The organism is Pseudomonas sp. GL_103 (genome assembly GCF_057835175.1).
In genome coordinates this window covers 3,879,779-3,906,517 of the sequence record NZ_CM174420.1, presented here as the reverse complement: position 1 = coordinate 3,906,517, position 26,739 = coordinate 3,879,779, and the positions used below count along the sequence as shown (strand labels likewise).

The following is a 26,739-nucleotide window of genomic DNA, read 5'->3' as shown; positions in this document are numbered from 1 at the left end:
TTTCAACCTCGACGGCGAGCTCATAGTTCGACGACCTGCACCGCGAAGTCCTACGCACCCAGGGCACGCTCACCAGTTGCTTCGGCTACGACGCCATGGGCCGCAAGAGCTGGCAGTTCGCCTCGCGCCTGCCGGCGGAAAAACTCTCGCGCCTGCACAACCCCGGCATCCAGCCCGACCTGCTGGTCGAGCACGCCTACAACCCGATCCACCGCCGTCACCAGTACGACCCGGCCGGCGAACTGACCCGCACCCTCGACAAACTGCGCGGCGAGATCAAGTACGAATACGAAGCCAACGGCCAGTTGCACAGCCGCGACACGGGCCAGTTGATCGACAGCGAAGAATTCCGCTACGACGCCGCGGCGAACCGGTTGAACTTCAACACCAGCCAGTTTGACCACGTCAAGGACAACCGCCTCAAGCGCTGGCGGGATCAGGAATATGCCTACGATGCGTGGGGCAACCTGATTGAAAAACGCAGCGGCATGGGCAAGCTGCAGACGTTCCGTTATGACTGTGAAAATCGGTTGGTGCGGGCCGAGACGCTGGTCAACGGCAAGCTGGAAAGTACCGGTGCGTATCGGTATGACAGCCTGGGGCGGCGGGTTGCCAAGGTTTCAGAGGTCAAGGGTAAAACCGAGCAGAAGCACTTTTTGTGGCAAGGCTTGCGGATGTTGCGTGAGGAGCGTCCGGGGCAGAGCAGTTTGTACCTCTATGAGCCGGGCAGTTATGCGCCGTTGGCGCGGGTGGATCAGGCAGAAGGTGAAGAGCAGAAGCTTTACTACTTCCATACCGACCAGATTGGTACGCCGCTGGAGATGACGGACGCGGACGGGAGCATTGTCTGGCAGGCGACGTACAAGGCGTGGGGTTCGGTTGAGAGACTGGACGTAAACGAAGTCGAACAGAATCTGCGGTTTCAGGGGCAGTATTTTGACGATGAGATGGGGCTGCACTACAACACGTTTCGGTATTACGATCCGGAGGTGGGGCGGTTTGTTACGCAGGATCCGATTGGGTTGGATGGAGGGCTCAACCTTTACCGTTACGCCCCTAATGCGAACGTATGGATTGACCCGTGGGGCTGGGCTTTCAAGGGGGTTGATTTTACGGGGTCCCCTGATTTGTTTCCTGTGACCGGCAATCAAAAAAATATCGTTTCAATCACAATGCAGGGTGCGAGAGGGCGGGACTTCACTCAAGCCTACAAAGAGGCAGGTATTAAAGCTTCGGCAGCCGATGATTATACTTGGCATCACGTTGATGACTTTGATCCGAAAACCGGTAAGACCACTATGCAGTTAGTAAAAACTGCAGCACATGAAGCGACGTTTCCACATGGCGGCTCCGTTGCTCAGTTTGAAAAGCATTTCGGCCTACCCTCTGGGTCATATGGCAATGCTGATGCTGTGGGCATATCGAATTCTAAGGGCTGGCTGAAAGGGCGAGCCCCTAAGGCCGCCTCCACAACTTGTTAGTAAGGAGCCAAAGATGGTTGCATTGCAGATGTCGAAATCCGATCCGAAAGTGGCTAGCTCTGATCTAGAGTCGCTGGAAAACGAAATCGGGCATACGTTACCTGAAAGTTTCAAGGTTTTTTATCTGACTCATAACGGTGGAGTTGCAGATAGAGATTGGTGGGATAGTGGAGATGAATATGAGCCTATCCGAGTAAAAAAATTTAAAGCAGTTGCGGCTAGTGGTGCATTGGATGCAGCTGAAACTAAGTATTTGAACGGTTGTTTTACTGTGATGGTTTCCAAGAAGGTGATACCTAACACCTTGCTGCCGTTTGCAATTGATGATGGTGGTAACTTTTTCTGTCTGGATTTGACCGATGGCAATGTATGTTTTTACGCAACTGATTCCTTTGATTCGGATAGCAGTTTTGCCGCTAATCATGCAAAAGCCTATCGATGGCTTGCAAGTTCGTTTGCCGCTTTTGTTGAGGGTCTAAAAGACGAATCAGAGATTGATCTGTAAATTCAAATTTGAGGGTCATATGAGCTGTGATTGGGGACTTGTTGGCCTGAGCAGCGAGGCGGACAACGATTGTCGTTTTCCGCTTATTCACTAAAACCCATCTGGAATACGGTGTTATTTAAAACCAACTACTAGGGAAGTAACCGTCTTATGCAGCAATCACCCACAACCGCTCCAACGGTGACAGGTCAACTGATCTCCACCTTCCGCCACGGCAAAGGCTTTCTGGTTTTCATGCTCTTGTTCGCAATCGTCTTGTTGTGCCTGGCGGGATTTGTGCTGTACTTGGGTACCATACTGCCGGTGGCCAGTTCCGGGGCGAACACCAGTCGTGGTTCCAGCCCGCAGTTGCTGATCTATTCCGTCAGTGGCTTGCTGGTCGTCATTTCGGTGGTCCTGTTCGGGCTTTATACGTGGCAGAAGAAGTTGCGCGGGACCCATTATGAGGTTTACGAGCACGGCATTGTTGCTGTCAGTGGAAAGCAGCAACAATTTACGGCGTTTGCTGAAATGGAAGACCTGTATCTGTTCGGCTCGGGGCAGGCGGCATTCACCGGGCTGATCACTAACCTGGCGTATCGGCGTAATGAAAGTGAGCCATTTCATCGCATTATCGAGTCGCTGAAAGGCTTTCAGGATTTTCAGCAGTTGGTGCGTGAGTTGCACGTCCGCGAGCGTTTGCCGGTTGTGATGAACAAGCTTGAGTCTGGCGCTGCAGTGACTTTCAAGTATGTGCCGACCGGGCAGGTTTGGCGTAAACGGATCGCGGGGGACTTCCTGAATGTCGTCACACAAACAATTATTGTGACACGCGAGTTTCTGGAAGTTGACGGACGTAAAGTCCCGGTATCGGCCCTTTCTTCAGTCGATTTAAATGCCTGGAGTGAGAAGGTCACTCTAAAAGACGAGGCGGGGAATCAGATTCTATCGACGGTGTGCACCGGCATCATGAGCCATGACCTGTTCCTCACGACGCTGGATGTGCTGCTGGATGCTCAACGGGCAAGCAGCGGTGAGACTGTCGAGAGCCTGGCCTGAGGATCTCAGGGCACTGTCAGGCTGACCAATACAAAAAAACCGGCTGATCAGGCCGGTTTTTTTGTGGGGCGGTGGTAGAGCAACTTATTCAGGCAGTGCGATTCTGGATCAGATGATCCGAGCCACCTTCGGCAACACGGTTCTGCAGCAGTTTGTCAGAGCCACCTTCAGCGACGCGGTTCTCCATCAACTTGTCGGAACCATCGGCGGCGACGCGGTTTTCGATCAGGCGATCGGAACCACCCTCGGCCACACGGCTTTCAATCAGACGATCCGAGCCGCCTTCAGCTACCACTGGTTGAGCGGAGTTTGCGGCAAAAGCGTTAACTGCGAAAACCGAGAAAGCGATGCTGAGGAGGGTCTGGCGTTTCATGATCGTGTGCTCCGGGGTGCTTATGGGTTGGTATGGAGCAGATGTTACGCCGTGGATTTTTTAAGAGAACTTCATTGAGTTGATGGTGACTATCGATGCAGTCAATGGCGGATTCGGTGATCCTTGTGGGAGCGGGCTTGCTCGCGAAGGCGTCGGCATTGCCAGCAATGTTGTCGACTGACACAACGCCTTCGCGAGCAAGCCCGCTCCCACAGTGTTCGAGGCATTAGCGGGAAATGAGCCCATGATCAAGGGCGTACTTGACCAGCGCTGCCGGCTTGTCGATGTTGAGCTTGCGCCGGATGCTCAAGCGGTGTGTCTCCACCGTGCGCACGCTGATGTCCAGTTCCCGGGCCATTTCCTTGTTGTTCAAGCCTTGCGCCATCTTCGACAAAACCTGGCTTTCCCTCGGGGTCAGTTCGTTGTCGGTGTTCCTGTCGGCGATCAGCCGTTGGGCGATTTCCGCGCTGTAGAAGGTTCCGCCGCTGCTGATGGCTTCGATGGCCGCGATGATTTCCCGTGACGGGGCGTTTTTCAGCACGTAGCCGCTGGCGCCGGAGCGCACCGATTCACTGACGTACTCGTAATTGTCGTACATGCTCAGCACCAGCACCTTGAGCGACGGGTATTGGCTGCGCAGCACGCGGGTCAGTTCCAGGCCGTTCATGTCCGGCAGGCTGATGTCGACCAGCAGCAGGTCCGGTTGGCAGCGTCCGACCATCTCGATGGCCTCGGCGCCGTTTTCCGCTTCGCCGACCATTTCCAGGGGCGACATCACGGCTAGCAGCGCCTTGATGCCGTCGCGGACCAGGGAGTGATCGTCGACCAGGGCGACGCGGATCGGGGAGGGCAGGTTCATGCAAGGTTTCACTCTTGTAGTTTTGCGCCAGGTTTCATCGGCAGCCGTACGTCCAGCTCACTTCTGCCCGGCATCGAGATCAGATCGAAGCGCCCGCCAAAATGTTCGACGCGTTCGCGGATGTTACGCAAGCCAATGCCGGCCTGACGACGTTCGACCTGGGCGACGTTGAAACCGATACCGTCATCGACCACCGTCAGCCGCACGGACTCGTCGCAGCCGCGCAGTGTAATGGACACGTTCTGCGCCTGGGCGTGGCGTTCAATATTGGTCAGGCCTTCCTGGACGATGCGGAACAGCGACACAGCCGCGCCGTCGACCAGTTGGCAGTCGAATTCATTTTCGTCATAGGTCACGGTCAGCCCGCTGCGCTGCTCGAATTCGGCGGCCAATTGGCCGATGGCCGCCGGCAGGCCGAGGGTGTCGAGCAAGGATGAGCGCAGGTCGTGGGAGAGGCTGCGGACCTCGCCGATGGCATCGCCCAGGCGCTCGGTGGCGTCTTTCAGCGTGTTCAAGCCCTTGTCGTGGGCTTGTCCGCGTTCCAGCAGATGGCTGGCCAGTTCGAACTGGAACTTGATCGAGACCAGCACCTGGCTGATGCCGTCGTGCAACTCGCGGGACACCCGGGATCGTTCTTCCTCCTGCAGGCTGACGATGCGCTGGGTCAGGCGCTGCAGTTTTTTGTCCGCGAGCCGATGTTCGCTGACGTTGAGGGTCATGCCGGTGGCGAACACAAACAGCACCGCGACCAGGGCGACCACGGCGATGGCCATCATGGTCTTGCGGATGCCCATGGCCACTTCGGCACGGGCCTGTTGGGTGGCGCGTTCGACGTCTTCGAGGTAGATGCCGGTGCCGAGCATCCAGCCCCAGCGATCGAGCATCACCACATAGGCGAGCTTGTCGGTCACCTGACCGGAGGAGGGTTTGTTCCAGGCGTAGCGTTGAAAACCTTCGCCGGATTGCGCGCTTTTGAGCAGCGCCTGGATCACCGGCAGGCCGTGCGGGTCTTTCATGTCCCACAGGTATTGGCCCACCAGTTCCGACTGGCGTGCGTGCATCAGGCTGCGGCCTTCGTGGTCGTAGACGAAGAAGTAGCCGTTGATGCCGAAGCTGAGCTTGCGCAGTTCTTCCAGCACTTGTTGCTGGGCGTGGGCGTCGCCGTGACCGTCATCGTAAAGCGGCTCGATCAGGCTTTTCGCCATTTCCACGTAGTTTTTCAGCTCCGCGCGCTTGCTCGCCAGAATGCTGTCTTCGATCAGTTGCGCCTGTTGATCGCCCAACTGGCGGTTGAGGGAAATCACCAGCGCGCAGATGACGGCAATGGCCAACACCAGCGGCAGAATCCCGAGGGCGACGATCTTGTGTTTGAGCTGCATGTTGACTCCTGCCCGCGCGAAGGCTCGGGATCATATGCCAAAGAGAGGTCCGGCCAGTAGCGCTGCTGGACGGAATGACCGGTGGCCGGGGTGAAATGCAAAACCAGTGTGGGAGCGGGGATGGTCCCGGATCCAGTGTTCGATACACATCCCCTGTGGGAGCGGGCTTGCTCGCGAAAGCGGTGGGTCAGCTGACATCAATATTGACTGATCCACCGCCTTCGCGAGCAAGCCCGCTCCCACAGGGAGATCGTGGTGTCTACGTAGTACTACGTAGACACCACGTACGTAGTAACGCGGATTTATTTGTGGACGACATGCGCAGATATTGGGCCAGCTCCGCACCGCGGACACAATTATAAAAATTACCGCCGCAGTCACTGGCTGTCGGCAGGAGACACGCTATGCCCCGTCTGGCTAAACACCTCGCCTGGTTTGCCGTGGCTGTCCTGGGAGCGATTGCGCTGAGTGTCGTGGCCCTGCGCCGCGGCGAAGCGATCAACGCCCTGTGGATCGTAGTCGCAGCCGTCGCCATCTACCTCGTTGCCTACCGTTACTACAGCCTGTTCATCGCCAATAAAGTGATGCAGCTCGACCCCAATCGGGCCACACCCGCTGTGCTCAACAACGATGGTCTGGACTACGTGCCGACCAACAAACACGTACTCTTCGGTCACCACTTCGCCGCCATTGCTGGCGCAGGTCCGCTGGTCGGCCCGGTATTGGCGGCGCAGATGGGCTACCTGCCCGGTACGCTGTGGCTGATCGCCGGCGTGGTGCTGGCCGGTGCGGTTCAGGATTTCATGGTCCTGTTCATGTCCACCCGCCGCAACGGCCGCTCCCTGGGCGACATGGTCCGTGAGGAAATGGGCCGTATTCCCGGGACTATCGCGCTGTTCGGCTGCTTCCTGATCATGATCATCATCCTCGCGGTGCTGGCGCTGATCGTGGTCAAGGCCCTGGCCGAGAGCCCGTGGGGCATATTCACGGTGATGGCGACCATCCCGATCGCGATGTTCATGGGCATCTACATGCGCTACATCCGCCCGGGTCGCATCGGCGAAATCTCGGTGATCGGCGTGCTGTTGCTGCTCGGTTCGATCTGGCTCGGCGGGCAGATTGCCGCGGATCCGGTGTGGGCCAAGGCCTTTACCTTTACCGGTATCCAGATCACCTGGATGTTGATCGGCTACGGTTTTGTCGCGGCGGTATTGCCGGTGTGGCTGATCCTGGCGCCCCGTGACTACCTCTCTACCTTCTTGAAAATCGGCACCATCGTCGCCCTGGCCATCGGCATCCTGGTGACCATGCCCGAGCTGAGAATGCCGGCGTTGACCCAATTCGTCGACGGCACCGGTCCGGTTTGGAAGGGTGGTCTGTTCCCGTTCCTGTTCATCACCATCGCCTGTGGCGCGGTCTCCGGTTTCCACTCGCTGATTGCTTCCGGCACCACGCCGAAATTGCTCGCCAGCGAGGGGCATGCCCGTTACATCGGTTACGGCGGCATGCTGATGGAATCCTTCGTGGCGATCATGGCCATGGTCGCGGCTTCCGTGATCGATCCGGGCGTGTACTTCGCCATGAACAGTCCGGCAGCCGTAGTCGGCGGTGATGTGGTGGCCGTGGCGCAAACCGTCAGCAGCTGGGGCTTCGCCATTACCCCGGAAGCCTTGCAAGCCGTAGCCCATGACATCGGTGAAACCACCATCCTGGCCCGTGCCGGTGGTGCGCCGACGCTGGCGGTCGGTATCGCGCAGATCCTGCACAGCGTCCTGCCGGGTGAAAACACCATGGCGTTCTGGTACCACTTCGCGATCCTGTTCGAAGCGCTGTTCATCCTGACCGCGGTCGACGCCGGTACCCGCGCCGGTCGCTTCATGCTCCAGGACTTGCTCGGCTCTTTCGTGCCGGCGCTCAAGCGCACCGAATCCTGGACCGCCAACCTGGTGGCAACCGCCGGTTGCGTGGCCATGTGGGGTTATCTGCTGTACCAGGGCGTGATCGATCCATTGGGTGGCATCAACACCTTGTGGCCGCTGTTCGGCATCTCCAACCAGATGCTGGCCGGTATCGCGCTGATGCTCGGCACCGTGGTGCTGATCAAGATGAAGCGCCAGCGTTATGTGTGGGTGACCTTGCTGCCGGCCGTGTGGCTGCTGATCTGCACCACCACCGCGGGCTTCATCAAGCTGTTCGACGCCAACCCGGCGATCGGCTTCCTCGCCCTGGCGAAGAAGTACAGCGATGCGCTGGCCAATGGTCAGGTGCTGGCCCCGGCCAAGAGCATCGACCAGATGCAGCACGTGATCTTCAACGCCTACACCAACGCAACGCTGACCGCTTTGTTCCTGTTCGTGGTGTTCAGCATCCTGTTCTTCGCACTCAAGGTCGGCATCGCTGCCTGGGGCACCAAGGAACGCACGGATAAAGAAGCGCCATATCAAGCGCTGCCGGATGCCTGATCATGTTCAATGACCTGAGTCGCCTCGGTAAATACCTCGGTCAGGCCGCGCGCCTGATGGTCGGCATGCCCGACTACGACAACTACGTCGAGCATATGCAGAACAAGCACCCGGACAAACCGGTGATGGACTACGAGGCGTTCTTCCGTGAGCGCCAGGAAGCCCGTTACGGCAGTAAAGCCGGACCGAAGTGCTGTTGAGTGACATAAAAAAACCGGCTGAAAGGCCGGTTTTTTTATTGCGTGCAGGAAAGGCCTGAATATTTCAGGCCCCATGGCGATTCGAATCGTCGCCGCCACTTTTGCCCCGGGTCATGGAAGCATTGCCAACCTCCTGACTGATTTGAACTGTTTATCGGCTATCTCCCCCAGATGAAGCGACAGTTTCCCCGTCCGGTACTTTAATGGATGGTCTGGAGCGACTGATCACTGGGCCGTCATAGCCTCAAGGCTATGGATCCCATACCGAAAAGCTATTTCTTCAATCGGTGATCCGGATCCACGCTTAAGGATGGTTAGCTGAAAACAAAATCAAGAGGAGATGCCATGTCAACTGAATCGAAATGCCCGTTCAATAACGCCGCTGGCGGTGGCACGACGAACCGCGACTGGTGGCCGAACCAACTGAACCTGAAGATCTTGAGTCAACACTCGCCCAAGTCTGACCCGTTGGGGGGCGACTTCAACTACGCCGAAGCCTTCAAGAGCCTGGACTTCCAGGCGCTGAAAAAAGACCTGACTGCGCTGATGACCGATTCCCAGGACTGGTGGCCAGCGGACTTCGGTCACTATGGGCCTTTTTTTATCCGCATGTCCTGGCACGCCGCAGGCACCTATCGCACCGGTGATGGCCGGGGTGGCGCCGGTTCCGGCCAGCAACGTTTTGCACCGCTCAACAGCTGGCCGGACAACGTCAGCCTCGACAAGGCCCGTCGGCTGCTCTGGCCGGTCAAGCAAAAGTACGGCAACAAAGTCTCCTGGGCCGACCTGATCGTCCTCGCCGGCAACGTTGCACTGGAGTCCATGGGCTTCAAGACCTTTGGTTTTTCCGGTGGCCGCCCGGATGTCTGGGAACCGGACGAAGACGTCTACTGGGGCTCGGAAAGCACGTGGCTGGGTGGCGACGTACGTTATGGCAAAGATGCCGGGCAAGCTCCCGTAGAGCGCAATCTGGAAACCCCCCTCGCAGCCGTGCAGATGGGCCTGATTTACGTAAACCCCGAAGGCCCTGAAGGCAACTCTGATCCGGTCGCCGCCGGGAAGGACATCCGTGAAACCTTTGCGCGCATGGCCATGAACGACGAGGAAACCGTCGCGCTGATCGCGGGCGGTCACGCCTTTGGCAAAACCCACGGTGCTGGTCCTGTCGACCATGTCGGGCCTGAGCCCGAAGGCGCCGGCCTCGAACTGCAGGGCCTGGGCTGGAAGAGCACGTTCGGTACCGGTAGCGGTGCCGACGCCATCTCCAGTGGTCTGGAAGTGACCTGGACGACCACGCCAACCCGGTGGAGCAACAACTACCTGGAAAACCTGTTCGGTTACGAATGGGAACTGAGCAAGAGCCCGGCGGGGGCAAACCAGTGGAAGCCGAAAAACGGCGCTGGCGCCGGCACCATTCCAGATGCCTTTGATACGTCCAAACGGCGTGATCCGACCATGCTGACCACGGACCTGTCGCTACGCTTCGACCCGATCTACGAGCCGATTTCCCGGCGCTTCCTGGCCAATCCAGACCAGTTGGCCGACGCCTTCGCCCGTGCCTGGTACAAGCTCATTCACCGTGACATGGGCCCGCTCTCGCGTTACCTCGGCCCGGAAATGCCGAATGAAGAGCTACTGTGGCAAGACCCGATCCCTGCTGTCGATCATCCGCTGGTCAATGACAGCGATGTTGCCGTGCTCAAAGGCAAAATTGCGGCCTCGGGGCTGTCAGTTTCGCAGCTGGTATCTACGGCCTGGGCGGCGGCTTCGTCTTTCCGTGGCTCCGATAAACGCGGCGGTGCCAACGGCGGGCGTCTGCGCCTGGCGCCACAGAAGTCCTGGCAGGCCAACCAGCCCGCGCAATTGGCGACGGTGCTGGCGAAACTTGAAAGCATCCAGAACGAGTTCAACAGTGGCGGCAAGAAAATCTCCCTGGCCGACCTGATCGTGCTCGCCGGTGCCGTGGGCGTGGAACAGGCGGCGAAAAATGCCGGTCATAGCGTGACGGTGCCTTTCACGCCTGGACGCATGGACGCCAGTCAGGAGCAGACCGATGTCGACTCCTTCGGTTTCCTTGAACCGATTGCCGACGGTTTCCGTAACTACCTGAAGCAACAGTACCGTGTGCCGGCCGAGAAATTGCTGATCGATAAGGCGCAGCTGTTGACGCTCAGCGCGCCGGAAATGACGGTATTGCTGGGTGGACTGCGGGTGTTGAACGCCAATGTCGGGCAAAGCAAACACGGTGTCTTCACCTCACGGCCGGAAGCCTTGACCAATGACTTCTTCACCAACCTGCTCGATATGGGGGTGGAGTGGAAGCCCGTGTCGGATGCCCAACAAGAGTTTGAAGGGCGTGATCGTAAAACCGGTGCCGTGAAGTGGACGGGGACCCGGGTTGACCTGGTCTTTGGTTCCAATGCGCAGTTGCGTGCCTTGGCCGAATTCTATGCCACCGCCGATGCGCAACAGAAGTTCGTCAAGGACTTCGTCGCTGCGTGGACCAAAGTGATGAATCTGGATCGATTCGATCTGGCGTAGTCAAAAAGCCTGAACTTGCCGCGACCCGGGTGGGATCGGGTCGCGGTCACTTCTTCTTCGGCCGTTGCGGGTTTGTATCCGCAGGTATCCGCAACGCCCGCCGTTACCCGGGCATACAAAACCGCCGTTTCCCGACACCCGGGCGATACACGGCGGCCTTCAAATGGAACCACCGGCATCGCGCCACTTTCGGCGCGGCCTGGCGTGGTTCAACTGGAGGAAAGACAATGTTGCGTATCCACCCCCGTCACACCCTCGGCAAGCTTGGTCTGGTCTTGGCCGCCGCAGGGCTCGCCACCGTTGCGAGCCTCTCTCAAGCCCAGGAAGCACAGCCGGCCCCGGCGATGAAAAGCTGGCAGCAGGGCCTGCATCGCACCGACCTGGTACGCGAAGACCTGGGCGCCGCCAACCGTGAAGTCCTTCAGGTGCTCGTGGACTTCGATCCTGGCGTGACGTCGCCCAAACATGCTCACCCCGGTGTCGAGGTGGCGCACGTGATCAGCGGCACCTTCGAGTATCAACTGGAAGGGCGGGCACCGGTGACGCTCAAGGCCGGCGATTCGTTGTACATCCCCGAAGGCGTCGCCCATGTGGCGAAGAACGTGGGCCAGGGCAAGGCTTCGGAACTGGCGACCTACATCGTGAAAAAAGGCGAGCCGCTGCTGATCCTGAAGGAGTAGGCGAGGGCTACCGGGTCATTGCGAACTGCAAACCTCCCACACACAACCGCGCAACCAGCGATGAGCCGGGTCGGCTTCCATGCGCGGGTGCCACAGCATCGAAACCGTGATCGGCGGCGTGGGGAACGGCAGGGCAAAGCAATGCATCCCCTGGCACAGGTTGCCGACGTGCCGCTGCGGTACGCTGGCGACCAGGTCCGAAGCCCGTGCCAATGCAATCGCCGAAGAGAAACCGGCGACAATGGTGGCGATGTCCCGCTTCAGTCCCAGCTCATTCAAGGCGTCGTCCATGACGCCTTTTTCGTGGCCCCGGCGCGAGACCAGGATGTGCCGGGCGTCGGCATAACGAACAGGTGTCATCTCGCCTCGAGCCAGTGGGTGGCCCTTGCGCACGACGCCAATGAACCGGTCGCGAAACAGCATCCGGGTGCGCACTTCCGGGCTGGTGGATTCGCCGATCACACCGGTTTCCAGATCCACCGAGCCTTCACGCAGCAGGGTGCTGTCCTTGTTCAGTTTCTGCACGAAATTCAGGCGGACACCGGGTGCCTCCTGGTGGATGCGGGCGATCAGTGGCGGTCCGAAATTTTCCACGAAGCCATCGCTGGTGCGCAGGGTGAAGGTGCGCACCAGTTGATTGAGGTCCAGTGCCTCGGCGGGGCGCAGGACGGCTTCGGCGTCCTGCACCAGCGCGCCGACCCGTTCACGCAGCTCCAGCGCCCGGGGCGTGGGAACCAGTCCGCGACCGGCCCGCACCAAAAGTGGATCGCCCGTGGTTTCGCGCAATCGCGCCAGCGCCCGGCTCATGGCCGACGGGCTCAGGCGCAAACGCTGCGCGGCGCGGGCCACGCTGCCTTCTTCGAGCAACACGTTCAGGGTGATCAACAGATTCAGATCGGGCATTAAGTGAATCCTTGTGGGAGCGAGCTTGCTCGCGATTGCAGAGTTTCAGTCGACATCAATGGTGACTGGCGGGGCCCCATCGTCGGAGCGCCGCCCGGACCAAGCTCGCTCCCACATTTCTGAGTGTGGCGTTGTATGCACGTATAAAGTGCAAATGCTGCGTCTTCCGCCATGTTATGGCCGGGCTTAGGCTTCGGACAACCTGTTTACGGAGTCGCGAGAAAATGAAGTCCATATCGATTCGAGGTGCCTTGGCCAGCCTGTCGTTATCCATGCTGCTGTCGTCCCTGGGCACCAGCATTGCCAACGTGGGTTTACCGACACTGGCCGAGGCGTTTTCAGCGTCGTTCCAGGCCGTGCAGTGGGTGGTCCTCGCCTATTTGTTGAGCATCACGGCGCTGATCGTCAGCGTCGGCCGGCTCGGCGACCTTCTGGGACGGCGGCGATTGTTGCTGATCGGCATTGCGGTGTTCACCGTCGCCTCGCTCCTCTGCGCCCTGGCGCCCAATCTGTGGTTGCTGATTGCCGCCCGGGCCTTACAGGGCGTCGGCGCGGCGACCATGATGGCGCTGACCATGGCGCTGGTGAGCGGGGCGGTGCCCAAGGAAAAAATGGGCAGCGCGATGGGCGTGCTCGGCACGATGTCGGCAATTGGCACCTCACTGGGGCCGACGCTTGGCGGCGTGTTGATCGCCCAAGTGGGCTGGCAGGGGATTTTTCTGCTGAACGTACCCTTGGGTGTCTTGGCGATGGGACTGGCCTGGCGCTTTTTGCCGCAGGATCGCCACGAGATGACCTCCACTCGACCCGATTTCGACGCGCTTGGCACCCTGGTATTGGTCCTGACCCTGTTGGCTTACGCGCTCGCAATGACCCTTGGGCGCGGCAGCTTCGGCCCGCTCAATACGGCGCTGCTGCTGGTCGCGGTGATCGGCTTGATGCTGTTCGTGTTCGTCGAGCAGACCGCCGCGTCGCCGCTGGTCAAACTGGCGATGTTGCGCAATCCGCTGCTCAGCGCAGGGTTCGCCATGAGCAGCCTGGTGACCACGGTGGTCATGGCCACCCTGGTGGTCGGCCCGTTCTATCTCTCGGGTGCACTGGGTTTGAGTGCGGCGAGTGTCGGGCTGGTGATGTCGGCCGGTCCGCTGGTGGCGGCATTGGCCGGCGTGCCCTCCGGGCGGCTGGTCGACCGATGGGGCGCACAGCGTTCGAGCACGGTCGGGCTGATTGCCATGTTGACCGGCGCTTGCATCCTTCCCGTCGTACCGATGAGCGTCGGCGTACTCGGCTACCTCGCGCCGCTGGTGGTCCTCACGGCCGGTTATGCGCTGTTCCAGGCGGCGAACAATACCGCCGTGATGGCGGACATCGCGCCGGACCAACGTGGCGTGATGTCCGGTGTGCTCGGCCTGTCTCGCAACCTGGGGCTGATCACCGGCGCTTCGGTGATGGGCGCAGTGTTCGCCTTCGCCACGGTCAGCCGCGACATCCTGCAAGCACAACCGCTAGCGCTCGCCCAGGGGATGCGGGTCACGTTCGCCATCGCGGCGGCGTTGATCGTCGTGGCGCTGGTCATCGGCACGCTCGGTCAACGGGTTGCACGGCGCCTGGCACCCTCGTGCTGAAAACGGCGCGACTGTCGTGAAAACGACCTGTTTGCGCTGAACGCGAAGCCTCGCGAGTTTTCTATTGAACGAGTGTTCAGTCTGGACTATGTTGGGGGCCACCTTCCCCCGGCTGGTTGCGGGCTTGCGTTTCTTCAATTCGAACGAGGCACTGGCATGCGGTTTTCACCCTTTGTTGAACGGATCAGTGGCCAAGGCGTTGCCGCCTGGGATATTCACTACGCAGCCAGCGCGGCACAGCGCAAAGGCGAGGACGTGATCATCCTCAGCGTCGGCGACCCGGATTTCCCCACCCCCGATTTCATTACCGATGCCGCCATCCACGCCTTGCGTGAAGGGGATACCCACTACACCGAAATCGCCGGCCGCCAGGCCTTGCGCGAGGCCATCGCCGGCCGCTACAGCCAGTTGATCGACCGCGAACTGCAGGCGTCGAACGTCATTCTCACGGCAGGTGCGCAGTACGCCTTGTTCGCCACCTCGATGTGCCTGCTTGGTGCCGGCGACGAAGTGATTGCCTTCGATCCGATGTACGTCACCTACGAAGCGACGCTCAAGGCGTCCGGCGCCACGCTGGTGCGGGTGCCCTGCGCGGCGGACTCGGGTTTCCGCCTCGATGCCGCCGTGTTGGCCAAGGCCATTACCCCGCGCACCCGGGCGATTTTCTTCTCCAACCCGAACAACCCCACCGGCGTGGTACTCAATCGCGAAGAGCTGCAAGCCATCGCCGAACTCGCCATCGCCCATGACCTGTGGGTGGTGGTGGACGAGGTCTACGAGAGCCTCGCCTACGAGCGTGAACACCTGAGCCTGGCGGCGTTGCCGGGCATGGCCGAGCGCTGCGTGGTGATCGGCAGCCTGTCCAAATCCCATGCCATGACCGGTTGGCGCATCGGCTGGGTCGTGGCCAATGAAGCCTTGGTCAACCATGTCGAAACCCTGGTGCTGAGCATGCTGTACGGCTTGCCCGGGTTTGTCATGGAGGCGGCGCTCAAGGCCGTGCAGTCCCATGACGCAGTCACCCACGGCATGCGCGAGATCTATCGTCGGCGCCGCGATCTGGTGGTGTCCGGCCTGGCGAATTGCCCGGGCATCAGCGTGCTCAACCCCGATGCCGGCATGTTCGTGCTGGTGGACGTGCGCGGCACCGGACTGACCTCGCTGGAATTCGCCTGGCGCCTGCTGCGCGAGGCCGGTGTCTCGGTGCTGGATGCGGCGGCATTCGGTGAGCCGGCCCAGGGGTTTGTGCGGCTGTCGTTCACCCTCAGTGACGAGCGCCTGGCCCAGGCCTGCCAGCGCATTCGCGGCTTTGTCCAGGTGCTCAATGGTGAAGCGCCGAGGCCGGTGATCGGCACGGTGACCAGCACCGCGACCGTCGAACCGGTCGCGGTCAAGACCATGATCGAGGTCGATGGCCTGCACAAACGCTTCGGCAATATCGAAGTGCTCAAGGGCGTTTCCCTGACCGCCCGCGAGGGCGACGTGATTTCCCTGATCGGTGCCAGCGGCTCGGGCAAAAGTACCTTGCTGCGCTGCATCAACATGCTCGAAGTGCCGGACCAGGGACGCATCCTGGTCGATGGCGAAAGCATTCACCTTAATCAGAATCGTCCCGGTGCACCGCTGGTGTCGGACGCCAAACAGCTTGTGCGCATAAGGTCCAGCCTGGGCATGGTGTTCCAGAACTTCAACCTCTGGCCCCATCGCACGGTGCTGGAAAACCTCATCGAAGCGCCGACCCAGGTCCTGCGTGAAAGCCGTGCGGAGGCCACTGAACGGGCCGAAGCCCTGCTCGAACGCGTAGGCCTTGCGGCCAAGCGCAACGAGTACCCGGCGTTTCTCTCCGGGGGACAGCAACAACGGGTGGCCATCGCCCGGGCCCTGGCCATGCGGCCCAAGGTCATGCTGTTCGATGAACCCACCTCGGCACTCGACCCGGAACTGGTCGGGGAAGTGCTGCGGGTGATCCGCTCCCTCGCCGAAGAAGGCCGGACCATGATCCTGGTGACTCATGAGATGGCTTTTGCACGCGATGTCTCTTCCAAAGTCGCCTTTTTGCATCAAGGGCTGATCGAGGAAACCGGTTCGCCGGACGAAGTGTTCGTACACCCACGCAGCGAGCGTTGCCGGCAATTCGTCAACGCTCATCAGACTCGCTAACTCATCATAAAAAGACGGGAAAACAACATGGGAAATCGACGTTTTGCAAACTGGTTGACCGGTGCGGCCTGCGTAATGCTGGCCGGCATGAGCGCAGCTCAAGCACAGCCGATCAGGTTCGCGGTGGCAGCGGAACCTTATCCGCCGTACACCGAGAAGCAGGCCAACGGGGTGTGGAAAGGTTTTGAAGTCGACCTGATCCACAAACTGTGCAGCGAAATGAAAGCCGAGTGCGAGATCAAGGAAGTGGCGTGGGACGGCATCATTCCGTCGCTGCTGGCGAAGAAGATCGACGTGATCTTTTCCTCGATGTCGGTGACCGAGGAGCGGGAAAAGCAGATCGCCTTCAGCAAGGCCTACTACGACTCGGTGATTGCCGTCGTCGGCCCGAAAGAGGCGTCGGTGAAGAAGTACCCGGATGACCTCAAGGGCAAGATTATCGGCGTACAGAACTCGACCGTGAGTGCCAGCTACCTGAAGACCTACTACGAAAAAATCGCCGACGTTAAGTACTACGACACCCAGGACTCGGCCAACGCCGACCTGATTGCCGGGCGCATCGACCTGATGATGGCCGACGGCACCGCCATGGCCGCGTTCATCAAGACCCCGGATGCCAAGGACCTGGCCTACCTAGGCACCGTGCCTTACGACCCGATTTTTGGTAAAGGCGTGGGGGCCGGCCTGCGCAAGGACGACACCGAACTCAAGGCCAAGCTCGACAAGGCCATCCAGGAATTGCTGGCGAGCAAGGACTACGACGAGCTGTCCCAGAGTTACTTCGGCACCAGCGTGAAGCCTGCGTTCTGATGGCTGGCTAAACGCAACACCTGCGCAGACGCAAATCTCCTGTGGGAGCGGGCTTGCTCGCGAAGGCGGCATCACATTCAGCAATGATGTCGACTGACACACCGCTTTCGCGAGCAAGCCCGCTCCCACATGGGAAGGTGCAGATTCGCCAACTGGAGAGTGAAATGCCGGCAATGTTCGATCTGATCAATTTCACCGAGCAGGGATGGGGCAGTGCGCTGTTGAAGGGGCTCTGGATGACCCTGCAGATTTCCGCCGGGGCCTTTGTGCTCGGGCTGGCCATCGGGCTGGTGGTGGCGTGCCTCAAGCTGGGCGCGCCAAAGCCGATTGCAGCGCTGATGCGCGGCTACACCACGGTGTTCCGGGCGGTGCCGGAATTGCTGCTGATTCTGTTGCTGTACTACGTCGGCTCCATGCTCCTCAACTCGCTGATGACCCACCTCGGCTACGGCGTGGTCGATGTCAGCGGTCCGCTGGCGGCCATCGTGGTGCTGGGGCTGGTGCAGGGCGCCTACGCCTCGGAAATTTTCCGCGCGGCGATCCAGGCGATTCCCTTCGGCCAGATCGAAGCGGCCAAGGCGTTCGGCCTCAACGGTTTCGGCCTGTTCCGCCGGGTCACGCTGCCGATCATGGCGCCGTATGCGATGGCCGGGATGGCCAACCTGTGGATCAACCTGATCAAGGACAGCGCGCTGATCAGCGTGGTCGGCACCAACGAGTTGTTGTACACGGCCAAACAGGCCGCGGGCTCGACGCGCCACTATCTGTTGTTCTACCTCACGGCTGCCGCGTTGTATTACGCGGTGACGTTGGTGTCCAACTACCTTTCGGGACGGTTGGAGCGACGCATTCGTCGCTGGATGCCTCTTGTTGACTGAACCGGCAGAGAGAATGAAATGATTCCAGCGTGGATAGTTGAATACGCGGCACTGTTGGGCCGGGGGCTGCAAACCACCCTCACGATCCTGTTGATCTCCAGTGTGTTCGGTTTTGTCCTGGCGGTGTTGGTGGCGCTGGCGCGGATCTCGAAAAACAAGGTGATCGCCAAGGTCAGCCTGTTCTACACCAGCGTGACCCGCGGGACGCCGTTGCTGATCCAGATCTACATTTTCTACTACGGCCTGGGCAGCCTGTTTGCCCAGTTCCCGCTGATTCGCGGCAGTTTCCTCTGGCCGTACCTGCGCGACGGTTATTGGTACATCGTGTTTGCCCTGGTGGTGTCGGTGGGGGCCTATGTCGGCGAAGTGATTCGTGGTGGCCTGCTGGCGGTGCCCAAGGGTGAAATGGAAGCAGCGTCGGCCTTTGGCATGACGGCGCGCCAGTCCTTGCTGCGGGTACGCTTGCCCCGGGCGATGCGCCTGTTGTTGCCGACCCTGGCCGGGGAAACCGTGATGCTGCTCAAGTCCACGGCGCTGGCCTCGACCATTGCCGTGATCGATCTGCTCGGCGCCGCCAACGTGGTCCGCGCACAGACCCTGCAGGTGTACGAACCCTTGTTGCTGGTGGCCGGGGTGTATGTCTGCCTGACCTTCCTGATCGAAGCGCTGTTTGCCTTTGCCGAGCGGCGCGGGACGCCTGTGCGCAGGTCGGCCTGATGAGATCGCCAGCAGTTGACCGCTCGCTGCAGGGCATTGGCCTGTGCACCTTGGGTTACGCATTCCTGTCGTTGCAGGATGCGGTCATCAAGTGGCTGGTGGCCGACTATTCGGTGGTCACCATTCTGTTCTGGCGCGCCGCCGTGGTGGTCGTGGCAGTGCTGCTGGCGGGGCGCCTGCGCCTGATCCAGCGGGCCTGGCGCTCGCCGAGCCGGCGCTTGCTGGTGGTGCGCGGTTTGCTGTCGATTGTCGCCTGGGTGCTGTACTACACGGCGGCCCGGGACCTGACCCTGGCCGAGATGACCACCTTGTATTTTTCCGCGCCGATCATGGTCACGGTGCTGGCGGCGGTGATTCTCAAGGAGCGCGCCAGCGGCTGGCAGTGGTTCAGCCTGATCATCGGTTTTGTCGGGGTGGTCATTACCTGTCGCCCCGACAACATGAGCGATCCGTTGCCGATCGTCCTGACTCTGCTGGCGGCGATGTGCTGGGCGTTCACCTATATCCAGCTGCGGCAAGTGGATGAGCAGACCTCAGTGCTGGAGCAGATGCTGATCACCAACGTGGTGTTCGTGATTTGCATGGCGGTCGCCTTGCCCTGGACCCACACGCCATCACCGACGCCCGCCTGGCTGGGCATGCTCGGCGCCGGCCTGGTGGGCGGCATCGGCCAGTTCCTGTTGTTCGCCAGTTTCCGCCGCGCCACCGCGACCTTGCTCGCGCCGTTCGAATACACCGGGCTGATCTGGGCGTTCGCGCTGTCGAGCCTGGTCTGGGGCACGCTGATGGACATGTCGCTGATGATCGGCGCCGGGCTGATCGCGGTCAGCGGCACCCTGGCGATGATCTTCGGCCGGCACCCGTCACAAGACGTCGTCGGTGCTGAATGCTCCGTGACGCAACCCCTTTATCCAGCAGCGGCAGATATGCAGCCCGTTGGCGGCGCTGAAGGTCTCGGGGTTCAGGCACCACTCGAGCCAGAGACCGTCGAGCATCGCCGATAAGCCGATGGCGGCCAGGCGTGTGTCGTGAATCACGAAGCCTTCGCTGGCGGCCAGCCCGTCGAGCAACTGGCGAATCAGATCGAGGTAAGCGCGGTAGCTTTTTTCGTGGGACTGGCTGACGTGTTCGGAGTGACGGATCAGGCTCCAGAACACCACCCACACGCCGAGCAGTTTCGGGTCCATGACCCTGGGCGAGAACGAGCCTTCGAGGAAGGCATCGATCTTTTGCGCGGGTGTCTCGGCCTGCTCGATTTCCTGGAGCAGAGCGGTGGTCAGTTCGCTCGCGAGCCGCTGGTAGGTGTCGGCAATCAGTACCTCGATGCTGCCGAAGTGATGGTTGAGCAACCCCACGGAGACCCCGGCCTCGGTGGCAATGCGCCGTACGGAAATCCCGGCGTGACCGTCGCGGCCCAGGCAGCGCAGGGTGGCAGCCACCAGCATTTCGCGACGGTCATCGGGTTCGGCGCGGCGGTTTTTCGGGGCATCGGTTGTCACAAGGCTGTCCTTGGGTGAGGTTCCACGATGCCGAGCTTAGTTGAACGTCTGTTCAATCACCAGCTTCGGCAGCAGCGATACAACGTTTTTCAAGGTTCATGATGGGAGGGAAAGCCAATGCCGCAGGATATTTCGTTCAGTGTTCGCAACAACAACGGTGATGCCGTGCGGGTCGGTGCCTGGCGCTATGCAGGCGACGGCAGCGGGCCAAACGTGCACCTGCAGGCCGGCGTACATGCTGATGAAATCGCCGGGATGCTGGTCCTGCACCTGCTGATGCAACGACTGCAAATCGCCGAAACCCAGGGCCGGCTCAAAGGCAACATCACCGTGGTGCCGCAGGCCAATCCGCTGGGCATCGGGCAGTTTCGCCAAGGGCGGATTCTTGGCCGTTATCACGACGCCACCGGGCATAACTTCAATCGCGCGTTCGACCAGTCGGCGGCCATGGCGCGACCTTCGACCTGCGTTCAGCAATGGCAAAAGCAACTGGTGCAACTGGCCGCCTCGGCCGATGTGATGCTCGACCTGCACACCGATGACGAGGCCTTGCCGTACCTCTACGTGCACCGCAGTTTCTGGCCCCGTGGCCGCGAACTGGCGGCGGCGATGAAGATGGACGTGGCGATCATCTGGGATGACGGCGGCGATGGCTCCTTCGAAGAAACCATCATTGCCCCGTGGATACGCGACGGAGTCACTGCAGGGCGCATGGCCGCGACCCTGGAGCTGCGCGGGCAGGGCGATGTCAGCGACCGTTTTGCCGAGTCCGATGCCGAAGGGCTGTACAACTGGCTGTGCGGTTGCGGCGTCATCGATGAGTCAGTGGCGCCCGCTGACTGGCCCGTCGAAGCCGTGGAAATGGGGCACATGGAAACCATCATCGCCCCGCAACCCGGGGTGTTGATCTTCGAAAAAGAGCTGGGGGATTTCGTCGAGGAAGGCCAGCGCTTTGCACGGATTCTCGGGCGGCCGGGTGATCCGTCGTCCGAAGTGGTACTGCATGCCGAACAAGCGGGGCGCCTGGTGACGCGCTATCGCGATCGCCTGATACCCCAAGGCATGGGGGTGGCGAAATTCACCGGTAGCCGGGTGTCGCGTAATTGGAGTGGTGGGTTGCTGGATCCGAATTAAGGGATTGAGTTTCAGGTCTGAAGATATTTGGTTGCGGCTGCTGAGTTAGAAGGCTTCATGAGCAGCCGCTTTACCCTGTTACTTAGTGCATGGCGACGTCGGTGAACTTGAGCATTAGATACTCACTGTTTTTATCCTGAAAACCCAGTTTGATCGCCGGGGTTTTGCTCAACTTGCTGTTGCTTTGCTGAAACAGCAAGGTCACTCGTGTCGGTACGTTGCGAACCAGCTGAAACTGTCTGTAGTAGCTATCTTCGACTTGACCGACTCGTATCGATTCCGGTTTGAGCGGACCGCCAGATTCGTCGAACATCCGTGTGCCATCTTCGAATCGAAAGCTGCGGTCCACATTAAGGTTGGTGAGTTCGAAGGTGCAGGTTGGCAATCGCCCGATATTCTCGCAACCCAGCAGCTCAAAGCGGACGTTGTCCAAAACTTCCATGCGTTTTCCGAGCAGGTTGTTGCCTTCGTTTTCAACCATTTTGGATTGAACCTTGGCAAACTCGAACGACGGTTTGGCGTATTCAGTGCCCAGAATGAAGAAGCCAAAAGATAAACCTACCACCATGCAAAACTGCAGCACCCCTCTGATTACTGGCGCGAAGTTGCGAATCTGCCAGCCAATGGAAACGGCGCTCAAAAACAGGAAGGTACTGACCACCAACACCACGCTTTTCCAGCTGATGAAGCTGAAGCCGAACACGCTTGGGTCCGGAACGGCGTAAGTGATCAGCCCCCACAGGCCACTCAGTACAACACCGAGGCCTGCCATGCCACGGGTGATCAGCGAAGTGATTTTTTGCGTGCGAGTAACGGGTGCGAGTAAATCCTGCTGAGGCATCAACGGTGCCAACTCCTTGTTTTGTAGCCGGATCAGCCGTCCTTGAGGAGCGGCGGGCTATTGCAGTAGAAATCCCTGGGATGCCAAGGCAGGCGCCAATTGTGGCATGTTGCCATTATCTAGTCATCGGCTCAGCCCTTTTTTACTGGACCACCCATATCCCTGTGGGAGCGAGCCTGCTCGCGATGGGCCGCGCAGCGGTCCCAAAAAATGGCAGCCGCACAGCCCAACGCGAACAACATCACTCGTCGCAGCAGGCGACTACTACTCAGGTGGATCAATCTGGTCCAGCACCCGATTCGCCGTGATCTCCGCCAACATCACACTGTTGGAAATCCCCAGCAGGGCATTGCGCGATCCGCCGTCCAGATGATCCACCAACTGATGCACCATCACATCGACCGAGGCCAGCGTTTCGACCAGATAAACCACCAGGGTTTCGGTCGTAGCTTCGGGGTCAACGGTAAACAGGTGGCTGGGTCTGCGCGGTGTGGCTTTGATGTCGGCAGTCGAGGGGAAGTGGAAGGCGAGCGCGCGTTCGGCGGCCTCGTTGAGCTTGTTTGAATCGGGTTCGTATGGGGATGTCGGATCGGTGTCTGGCGGGTTGGGGGTGACTTTGAACATATGCTTGCTTCTCTGATTGGGTGCCAACCCTCTTGCTGCTAAACGAGAAGGAGGCAGCTGTGCGCAGGTTAGCAGACCGGGGAAGCTAGCAAAGCCGGCGCGCCCGAAGGCGCCCTGCGCACAGCCACCATCAAATGCAGGCATGGGAATACCTGACTGACAGGAGCATGTGCACCTTGCTTACAACCCCGGGCTGCTAAACCCGACCACTGATGGGCAGTGGCGCGGAAACGATAGAGACCAGGGGCAGGGCGCACAAGCCGGCGGATTCTGGCGTAACCGTAGGCAACGACGCAAGGTCTTGTAGTTCGCAGGAAATAACCTACAGCCTTTTTAAACAAGCGCTTTCACGCGATACAGGCGTTCTGCGCGGACCTCGTTCTCAAGGCATGCTGAGGGTAATCAGGTAGCTCCCCGAGCGGACAGGCGAGCCTGCATCATCCACCAGTACATACTGCTGATCGAAATAGCGACCTTCTTGACCACTGTCAGCGAGCAGTTTGACGTGGGTTCGGGATTGACCGACAGCGCTCACACTGGCGGTTGGCGCGATGGTGTTTGCCTCAATCCCCATCGCACGACTCTGGGCAGAGCATTGGTAAAGTTCGAATGTGCCATCCGTCCCTACGCGTGACTGACAGCCCGGCTCGACAATGCTGCCTTGAAACCTGATGGTGCCCGGCGCCGCCAGGCACGCACCACTGAGTGCGAACAAAAGACTCAATCCCGCTGCTATACGTTTACCGTTCATGTCTGACGCTCCTTGAGTTGTAAGTTCTAGGTCGTCAATGAAGGGTAGTAGCTTGAGGTATTTGTTGTATCGCCGTGTATCAAGGCACGACATCTTCGTACAGCCATACAAAACCAGCGCTTTACGGATACAGCCGGGATACACCACCGGGGCCAAATAGACCTGCCAAAGCGAGATGCACAACGTAGCTCGCAACCAGGTTTACCAACCCTTGCGGTACGACCAATGGTGGTCCAGCCGCGCACATGCTCCGGAGTATCAACATGTCTCGTATCCAGTCGAACAAAACCCGTATTGGCCTGATCGCTGTTGCACTGGTCGGCGGTATCAACTTCGCTTCCACCGCGTTTTCGGCCGAAGCCTTGCCTCAGGGCTATCAGCTGGCTTCCGCGGAAAAGACCAGCGAAGGCAAGTGTGGCGAAGGCAAGTGCGGTGCCGAAGCCAGCGCGCAAAAGACCCAGGCCGAGGGCAAGTGCGGTGAAGGCAAGTGTGGCGATGCTTCTTTTGCGCGCACCGACACCGATGATGACGGCCGCGTGTCGCTCAAGGAATTGCTGGCCGTGGCGCCCAAGGGCACTGAGGAATTCAAGGCGATGGACACCAACGGCGACGGTTTCCTGTCCGAAGGTGAGGTGTACAAGTTCCGCACCAACCAGTTCATCTCCAACGGCAAGAAAGTGCCGACCGAGCTGTTCACCAAGTTGAGCCAGGCTAAAGACTGATCGGCGGTAAACAAAAAACCCTTCCTGTGTTGTAACGCAGGAAGGTTTTTTTGCGTGGGCAGTACTGGTTTGGTCTTCAGGCGCGAAATTGCACTTCACTTGACCACCGATTGCATCGGATTTGACCAGCTGGCTTTGTAACCATGACCGGTAGAGAACGGCCAGAAGCAGTCATTGAATGTCTATTAGAGCCAAGCAATACCGGAGCAGACGACCCATTCCTCCATGAAGTAGGCCCCTGCATCGGGTGGCATCCCGATCACAACTTTTCCGAGAAAACGGAACCACTCGACTAGTTCCTTGCTCACCTAGTCGAGCAAAACGAGACATCCCCAGCCGGAGAGCGCCTGATCTTGCGTTTTGCGACAGTCGAGAAAGGCCTGAAGCTTCACCATTACTGGATTGCCACGGTTGCGTGTGGATAGATCAGCGCTCACAGAGCGCACAGCGGCGGGTGAGTCGCTGGGAATATGAGTCGATGCTTGACGTCGCCTCCCAACACGTACGCTCCCTTGCGTGCGGTTTTACTCAAGTGCCTAGCTGCTAACGATATCGCCAACGAGGCCAAGACCAGCCTCTACGGCTTGGCCAACAATAAACTCGCTGATTACGTCTGTCAGGTCCCCGGTAACGCGATCCTTCATGCACTCACCGATCATGTCTGCCACAAGCTCGGCATTCTCATCAAAGAGCTTTTCAGCAAGCGCCTGAATCACTGCATCCTCCGCCTGCCCTTTAATCTCGTCCTTAACAAGTTCAAACACCTTTTCCGATAGCGCCGATGCCTTGGAAAGCTGATTGCCTTTTTTCTTCGCAATCAGGCTTTCGTAAGGGATGCCAAGAGTTTTTGAGTAGAAGATGGCAAGGTCTTGTGCTGTCTTGGTATTTACAGTCAGCGGCTCTATTCTATCCACCATAGCAAGAGAAGAACTAATTAGTTCGTAACCAATATACTTTTTGTACTCGCTCGCCAGGCAAACCCTTAATACAGCCGGCTGGTCAATTAGGTAGATACCATCACTTCGTTTATGGCAGGAGACGAAAGCAAATTGGCTAATACAGCCGCGTTCTGCAATTATCTCCAGCCCGTGTTCGGCCTCAAAAAAAACCGACTCTCCTATAACAGAGTTCATTACGCCAAGAATTTTCTTTAAGCCTACGTCGTACTTTTTATAATCTTCGACGCTTTGGAAATATTCATATTTTCCAATATCTTCTTCTTTTAAATTTGACCTAGGCTTTGCTTTAAAAGCACTTTCGTCGTAATCGTCAGATTTAAAATCTAATGCTTTGTAGAGGTTTCTGTAAATGGCATCCGTGGAATCCAAATCACGGAATTGGAATTTAACGCCATGCTGGCCAACTAAAAGATTTTTAGCAGCAGTTTTGAATATCGAGGAGTAGTAGCTGGTGCTGGGGGCTAGTGCGGCAATCTCAAGAGACAGAGCATATGCGGCACGGCGCTCACGGATAGCGGAAAATAAAAGTTCGCTCGACTTAGGTAGAGCCTGCTTGTCTAGCTTTTCGTAAGTCATTTCCATCGCAACCAGCCGACCGGTCGCGATGACCTCTTTCGTCCTGTTTAGTGCTGCCACCTCATTCTTGTCCAGTAACCACGAAATTGCAGCTGCAACAGCTGCGACATATACCAAACCGGTAATTAAGGGGGTTCCCATTATCCGGCCAGCCACTTCGGCCACAATCGCACCAGCGAGAATCACGGTGGAGATATGCCACTTATTCAGCTGATTAATTTCACTTGCCTTGGTTGCCGCCCAGTCCAGCCACCCCGTGCCGGGATTGCTCCTGTTCTTTAGATAGCTGGAGACACAAATCATCATCAAGGCAACGAGTGGCAACCAGTTAAGGCAAGGTACACCGGCAACCCCCAGAAGCCAAGCAATGCCTAGCCCCAGTATTACAGCTTTATCCTTGGCGACTCCTATAAAGGTATCGGCTTGAGTTGTGCCGCCCCTCTTAACACTAAGGGCTTTGAATATCGAAGGTTTTATGAAAGAAACAAACATACCGACTGCAAGACCAACTGAAACCCCCCAACCTCGTAATTCTTGATAATCAAGCTCTAACCCTGCGCCTGCTACTGCATAGACAATTAAGTTTGCAATGAAAAACAATGCATCTACAAATAGCCCAGCTAACTGCATTACCCAATCCCCGTAGTGATTTTGGCATTCTTGCCTGGCAAAATTTTAACATAGTGGCCACTTGACATGCGCTAAGGTCAAAACAGGTCCTTCGACTATAACGGCTTACTGCTCCACGGATTTGTCCCTGGCCTCCCTCCCATGATTGGACCTGGCGATTTGGGGGGGCGTGATTGGCAGGTCAATGACATAGGTTTGAGCATGTGCTGAAGGCGGCCCATTGAGCGGAAGAGTGCGGCGGGAGAGTAAGGTCCGTTACCCGAGTGACTGCTTCTGGCCGGCTGTTGCCTTTCGCGATGGGCTGAAACCGACCCATTGCGGCCGTTGGTCAAAGGCAAAAATCAGACGATATCTGACTGTCACCAAGGGCTGTAATCGGCTGGTCAAGTCAC

At 58.9% G+C, this 26,739-nt stretch carries 21 protein-coding genes and 4 pseudogenes; 16 read left to right on the top strand and 9 right to left on the bottom strand.

Annotation, left to right across the window (positions count from 1 at the left end; genetic code table 11):
- Positions 1–29 precede the first annotated feature (29 nt).
- The 3 genes and pseudogenes from AC3IP0_RS17535 to AC3IP0_RS17525 all read left to right on the top strand — a co-directional run.
- Positions 30–1,481: pseudogene (locus AC3IP0_RS17535) on the top strand (RHS repeat-associated core domain-containing protein); the annotation flags it as partial.
- A gap of 13 nt (positions 1,482–1,494) precedes the next feature.
- On the top strand, positions 1,495–1,986 hold the full coding sequence (locus AC3IP0_RS17530) for an SMI1/KNR4 family protein (RefSeq protein ID WP_489325481.1): 492 nt from the start codon (positions 1,495–1,497) through the stop codon (positions 1,984–1,986).
- A gap of 150 nt (positions 1,987–2,136) precedes the next feature.
- Positions 2,137–3,024 carry a hypothetical protein gene (locus tag AC3IP0_RS17525; protein WP_489325479.1) on the top strand — a complete coding sequence of 296 codons (888 nt, stop codon included), beginning with the start codon at positions 2,137–2,139 and terminating at the stop codon, positions 3,022–3,024.
- A gap of 91 nt (positions 3,025–3,115) precedes the next feature.
- On the opposite strand, the pseudogene AC3IP0_RS17520 reads toward AC3IP0_RS17525, so the two are convergent.
- The 3 genes and pseudogenes from AC3IP0_RS17520 to AC3IP0_RS17510 form a co-directional block, all read right to left on the bottom strand.
- Positions 3,116–3,397, bottom strand: a pseudogene (locus AC3IP0_RS17520) (hypothetical protein); the annotation flags it as partial.
- Positions 3,398–3,623: 226 nt separating this feature from the next.
- On the bottom strand, positions 3,624–4,256 hold the full coding sequence (locus AC3IP0_RS17515) for a response regulator (RefSeq protein WP_046042521.1): 633 nt from the start codon (positions 4,254–4,256) through the stop codon (positions 3,624–3,626).
- A gap of 8 nt (positions 4,257–4,264) precedes the next feature.
- Positions 4,265–5,635 (bottom strand): cache domain-containing protein, encoded by a 1,371-nt coding sequence (locus AC3IP0_RS17510; protein WP_489325477.1) that lies wholly within the window; start codon positions 5,633–5,635, stop codon positions 4,265–4,267.
- A 404-nt stretch (positions 5,636–6,039) separates the two neighbouring features.
- Here AC3IP0_RS17510 and AC3IP0_RS17505 point away from each other — a divergent pair, with 404 nt between their 5' ends.
- From AC3IP0_RS17505 to AC3IP0_RS17490, 4 genes are all read left to right on the top strand, one after another.
- Complete coding sequence (locus AC3IP0_RS17505) at positions 6,040–8,097, top strand: carbon starvation CstA family protein (protein WP_489316343.1); 2,058 nt, start codon at positions 6,040–6,042, stop codon at positions 8,095–8,097.
- A gap of 2 nt (positions 8,098–8,099) precedes the next feature.
- Entirely contained in the window at positions 8,100–8,297 is a 198-nt protein-coding gene (locus AC3IP0_RS17500) for a YbdD/YjiX family protein (protein ID WP_046042517.1), read from the top strand.
- Positions 8,298–8,642: 345 nt separating this feature from the next.
- Positions 8,643–10,838, top strand: coding sequence for a catalase/peroxidase HPI (katG, locus tag AC3IP0_RS17495; RefSeq protein WP_489316342.1), 2,196 nt, complete (start codon positions 8,643–8,645; stop codon positions 10,836–10,838).
- Positions 10,839–11,065: 227 nt separating this feature from the next.
- The gene (locus AC3IP0_RS17490; RefSeq protein ID WP_489316341.1) at positions 11,066–11,518 is read left to right on the top strand and encodes a cupin domain-containing protein; all 453 of its coding nucleotides are present in this window, start codon (positions 11,066–11,068) and stop codon (positions 11,516–11,518) included.
- 15 nt (positions 11,519–11,533) lie between these two features.
- Here AC3IP0_RS17490 and AC3IP0_RS17485 read toward each other — a convergent pair whose 3' ends face one another.
- Positions 11,534–12,421, bottom strand: a complete 888-nt coding sequence (locus AC3IP0_RS17485) for a LysR family transcriptional regulator (RefSeq protein WP_489325476.1) — start codon at positions 12,419–12,421, stop codon at positions 11,534–11,536.
- A 224-nt stretch (positions 12,422–12,645) separates the two neighbouring features.
- Here AC3IP0_RS17485 and AC3IP0_RS17480 point away from each other — a divergent pair, with 224 nt between their 5' ends.
- The 6 genes from AC3IP0_RS17480 to AC3IP0_RS17455 all read left to right on the top strand — a co-directional run bounded on the left by AC3IP0_RS17480 (position 12,646) and on the right by AC3IP0_RS17455 (position 19,615).
- Positions 12,646–14,046, top strand: coding sequence for an MFS transporter (locus AC3IP0_RS17480; RefSeq protein ID WP_489325475.1), 1,401 nt, complete (start codon positions 12,646–12,648; stop codon positions 14,044–14,046).
- Positions 14,047–14,202: 156 nt separating this feature from the next.
- Positions 14,203–16,206, top strand: a complete 2,004-nt coding sequence (locus tag AC3IP0_RS17475) for an aminotransferase class I/II-fold pyridoxal phosphate-dependent enzyme (RefSeq protein ID WP_489325474.1) — start codon at positions 14,203–14,205, stop codon at positions 16,204–16,206.
- A 27-nt stretch (positions 16,207–16,233) separates the two neighbouring features.
- Complete coding sequence (locus tag AC3IP0_RS17470) at positions 16,234–17,016, top strand: transporter substrate-binding domain-containing protein (protein ID WP_489316337.1); 783 nt, start codon at positions 16,234–16,236, stop codon at positions 17,014–17,016.
- A 164-nt stretch (positions 17,017–17,180) separates the two neighbouring features.
- Positions 17,181–17,894, top strand: coding sequence for an ABC transporter permease (locus tag AC3IP0_RS17465; protein ID WP_489325472.1), 714 nt, complete (start codon positions 17,181–17,183; stop codon positions 17,892–17,894).
- Positions 17,895–17,912: 18 nt separating this feature from the next.
- Positions 17,913–18,611, top strand: a complete 699-nt coding sequence (locus AC3IP0_RS17460) for an ABC transporter permease (RefSeq protein WP_489325471.1) — start codon at positions 17,913–17,915, stop codon at positions 18,609–18,611.
- A complete protein-coding gene (locus AC3IP0_RS17455) occupies positions 18,611–19,615 on the top strand; it encodes a DMT family transporter (RefSeq protein ID WP_489325470.1) in 1,005 nt (334 codons plus the stop codon). The genes AC3IP0_RS17460 and AC3IP0_RS17455 overlap by 1 nt, the downstream gene beginning before the upstream one ends.
- Here AC3IP0_RS17455 and AC3IP0_RS17450 read toward each other — a convergent pair.
- Positions 19,571–20,056, bottom strand: a pseudogene (locus tag AC3IP0_RS17450) (TetR family transcriptional regulator C-terminal domain-containing protein); the annotation flags it as partial. The gene AC3IP0_RS17455 and the pseudogene AC3IP0_RS17450 sit on opposite strands and share 45 nt — an antisense overlap.
- Before the next feature lie 171 nt (positions 20,057–20,227).
- Here AC3IP0_RS17450 and AC3IP0_RS17445 point away from each other — a divergent pair.
- Complete coding sequence (locus tag AC3IP0_RS17445) at positions 20,228–21,244, top strand: M14 family zinc carboxypeptidase (protein ID WP_489325469.1); 1,017 nt, start codon at positions 20,228–20,230, stop codon at positions 21,242–21,244.
- Positions 21,245–21,326: 82 nt separating this feature from the next.
- On the opposite strand, the gene AC3IP0_RS17440 is transcribed toward AC3IP0_RS17445, so the two are convergent.
- The 3 genes from AC3IP0_RS17440 to AC3IP0_RS17430 all read right to left on the bottom strand — a co-directional run bounded on the left by AC3IP0_RS17440 (position 21,327) and on the right by AC3IP0_RS17430 (position 23,460).
- Positions 21,327–21,947, bottom strand: a complete 621-nt coding sequence (locus tag AC3IP0_RS17440) for a hypothetical protein (RefSeq protein WP_489325467.1) — start codon at positions 21,945–21,947, stop codon at positions 21,327–21,329.
- Between the two features lie 402 nt (positions 21,948–22,349).
- A complete protein-coding gene (locus AC3IP0_RS17435; RefSeq protein WP_489325466.1) occupies positions 22,350–22,709 on the bottom strand; it encodes a DUF6124 family protein in 360 nt (119 codons plus the stop codon).
- A 382-nt stretch (positions 22,710–23,091) separates the two neighbouring features.
- The gene (locus AC3IP0_RS17430) at positions 23,092–23,460 is read right to left on the bottom strand and encodes a type 1 fimbrial protein (protein ID WP_489325464.1); all 369 of its coding nucleotides are present in this window, start codon (positions 23,458–23,460) and stop codon (positions 23,092–23,094) included.
- Positions 23,461–23,723: 263 nt separating this feature from the next.
- On the opposite strand from AC3IP0_RS17430, the gene AC3IP0_RS17425 reads away from it, so the two are divergent.
- Both AC3IP0_RS17425 and AC3IP0_RS17420 read left to right on the top strand, forming a co-directional pair.
- Positions 23,724–24,182 carry an HvfA family oxazolone/thioamide-modified RiPP metallophore gene (locus AC3IP0_RS17425; RefSeq protein WP_489325462.1) on the top strand — a complete coding sequence of 153 codons (459 nt, stop codon included), beginning with the start codon at positions 23,724–23,726 and terminating at the stop codon, positions 24,180–24,182.
- Positions 24,183–24,499: 317 nt separating this feature from the next.
- A pseudogene (locus AC3IP0_RS17420) lies at positions 24,500–24,687 on the top strand (IS5/IS1182 family transposase); the annotation flags it as partial.
- A 31-nt stretch (positions 24,688–24,718) separates the two neighbouring features.
- On the opposite strand, the gene AC3IP0_RS17415 reads toward AC3IP0_RS17420, so the two are convergent.
- Positions 24,719–26,347 (bottom strand): hypothetical protein, encoded by a 1,629-nt coding sequence (locus tag AC3IP0_RS17415; RefSeq protein ID WP_489325461.1) that lies wholly within the window; start codon positions 26,345–26,347, stop codon positions 24,719–24,721.
- Positions 26,348–26,739 lie beyond the last annotated feature (392 nt).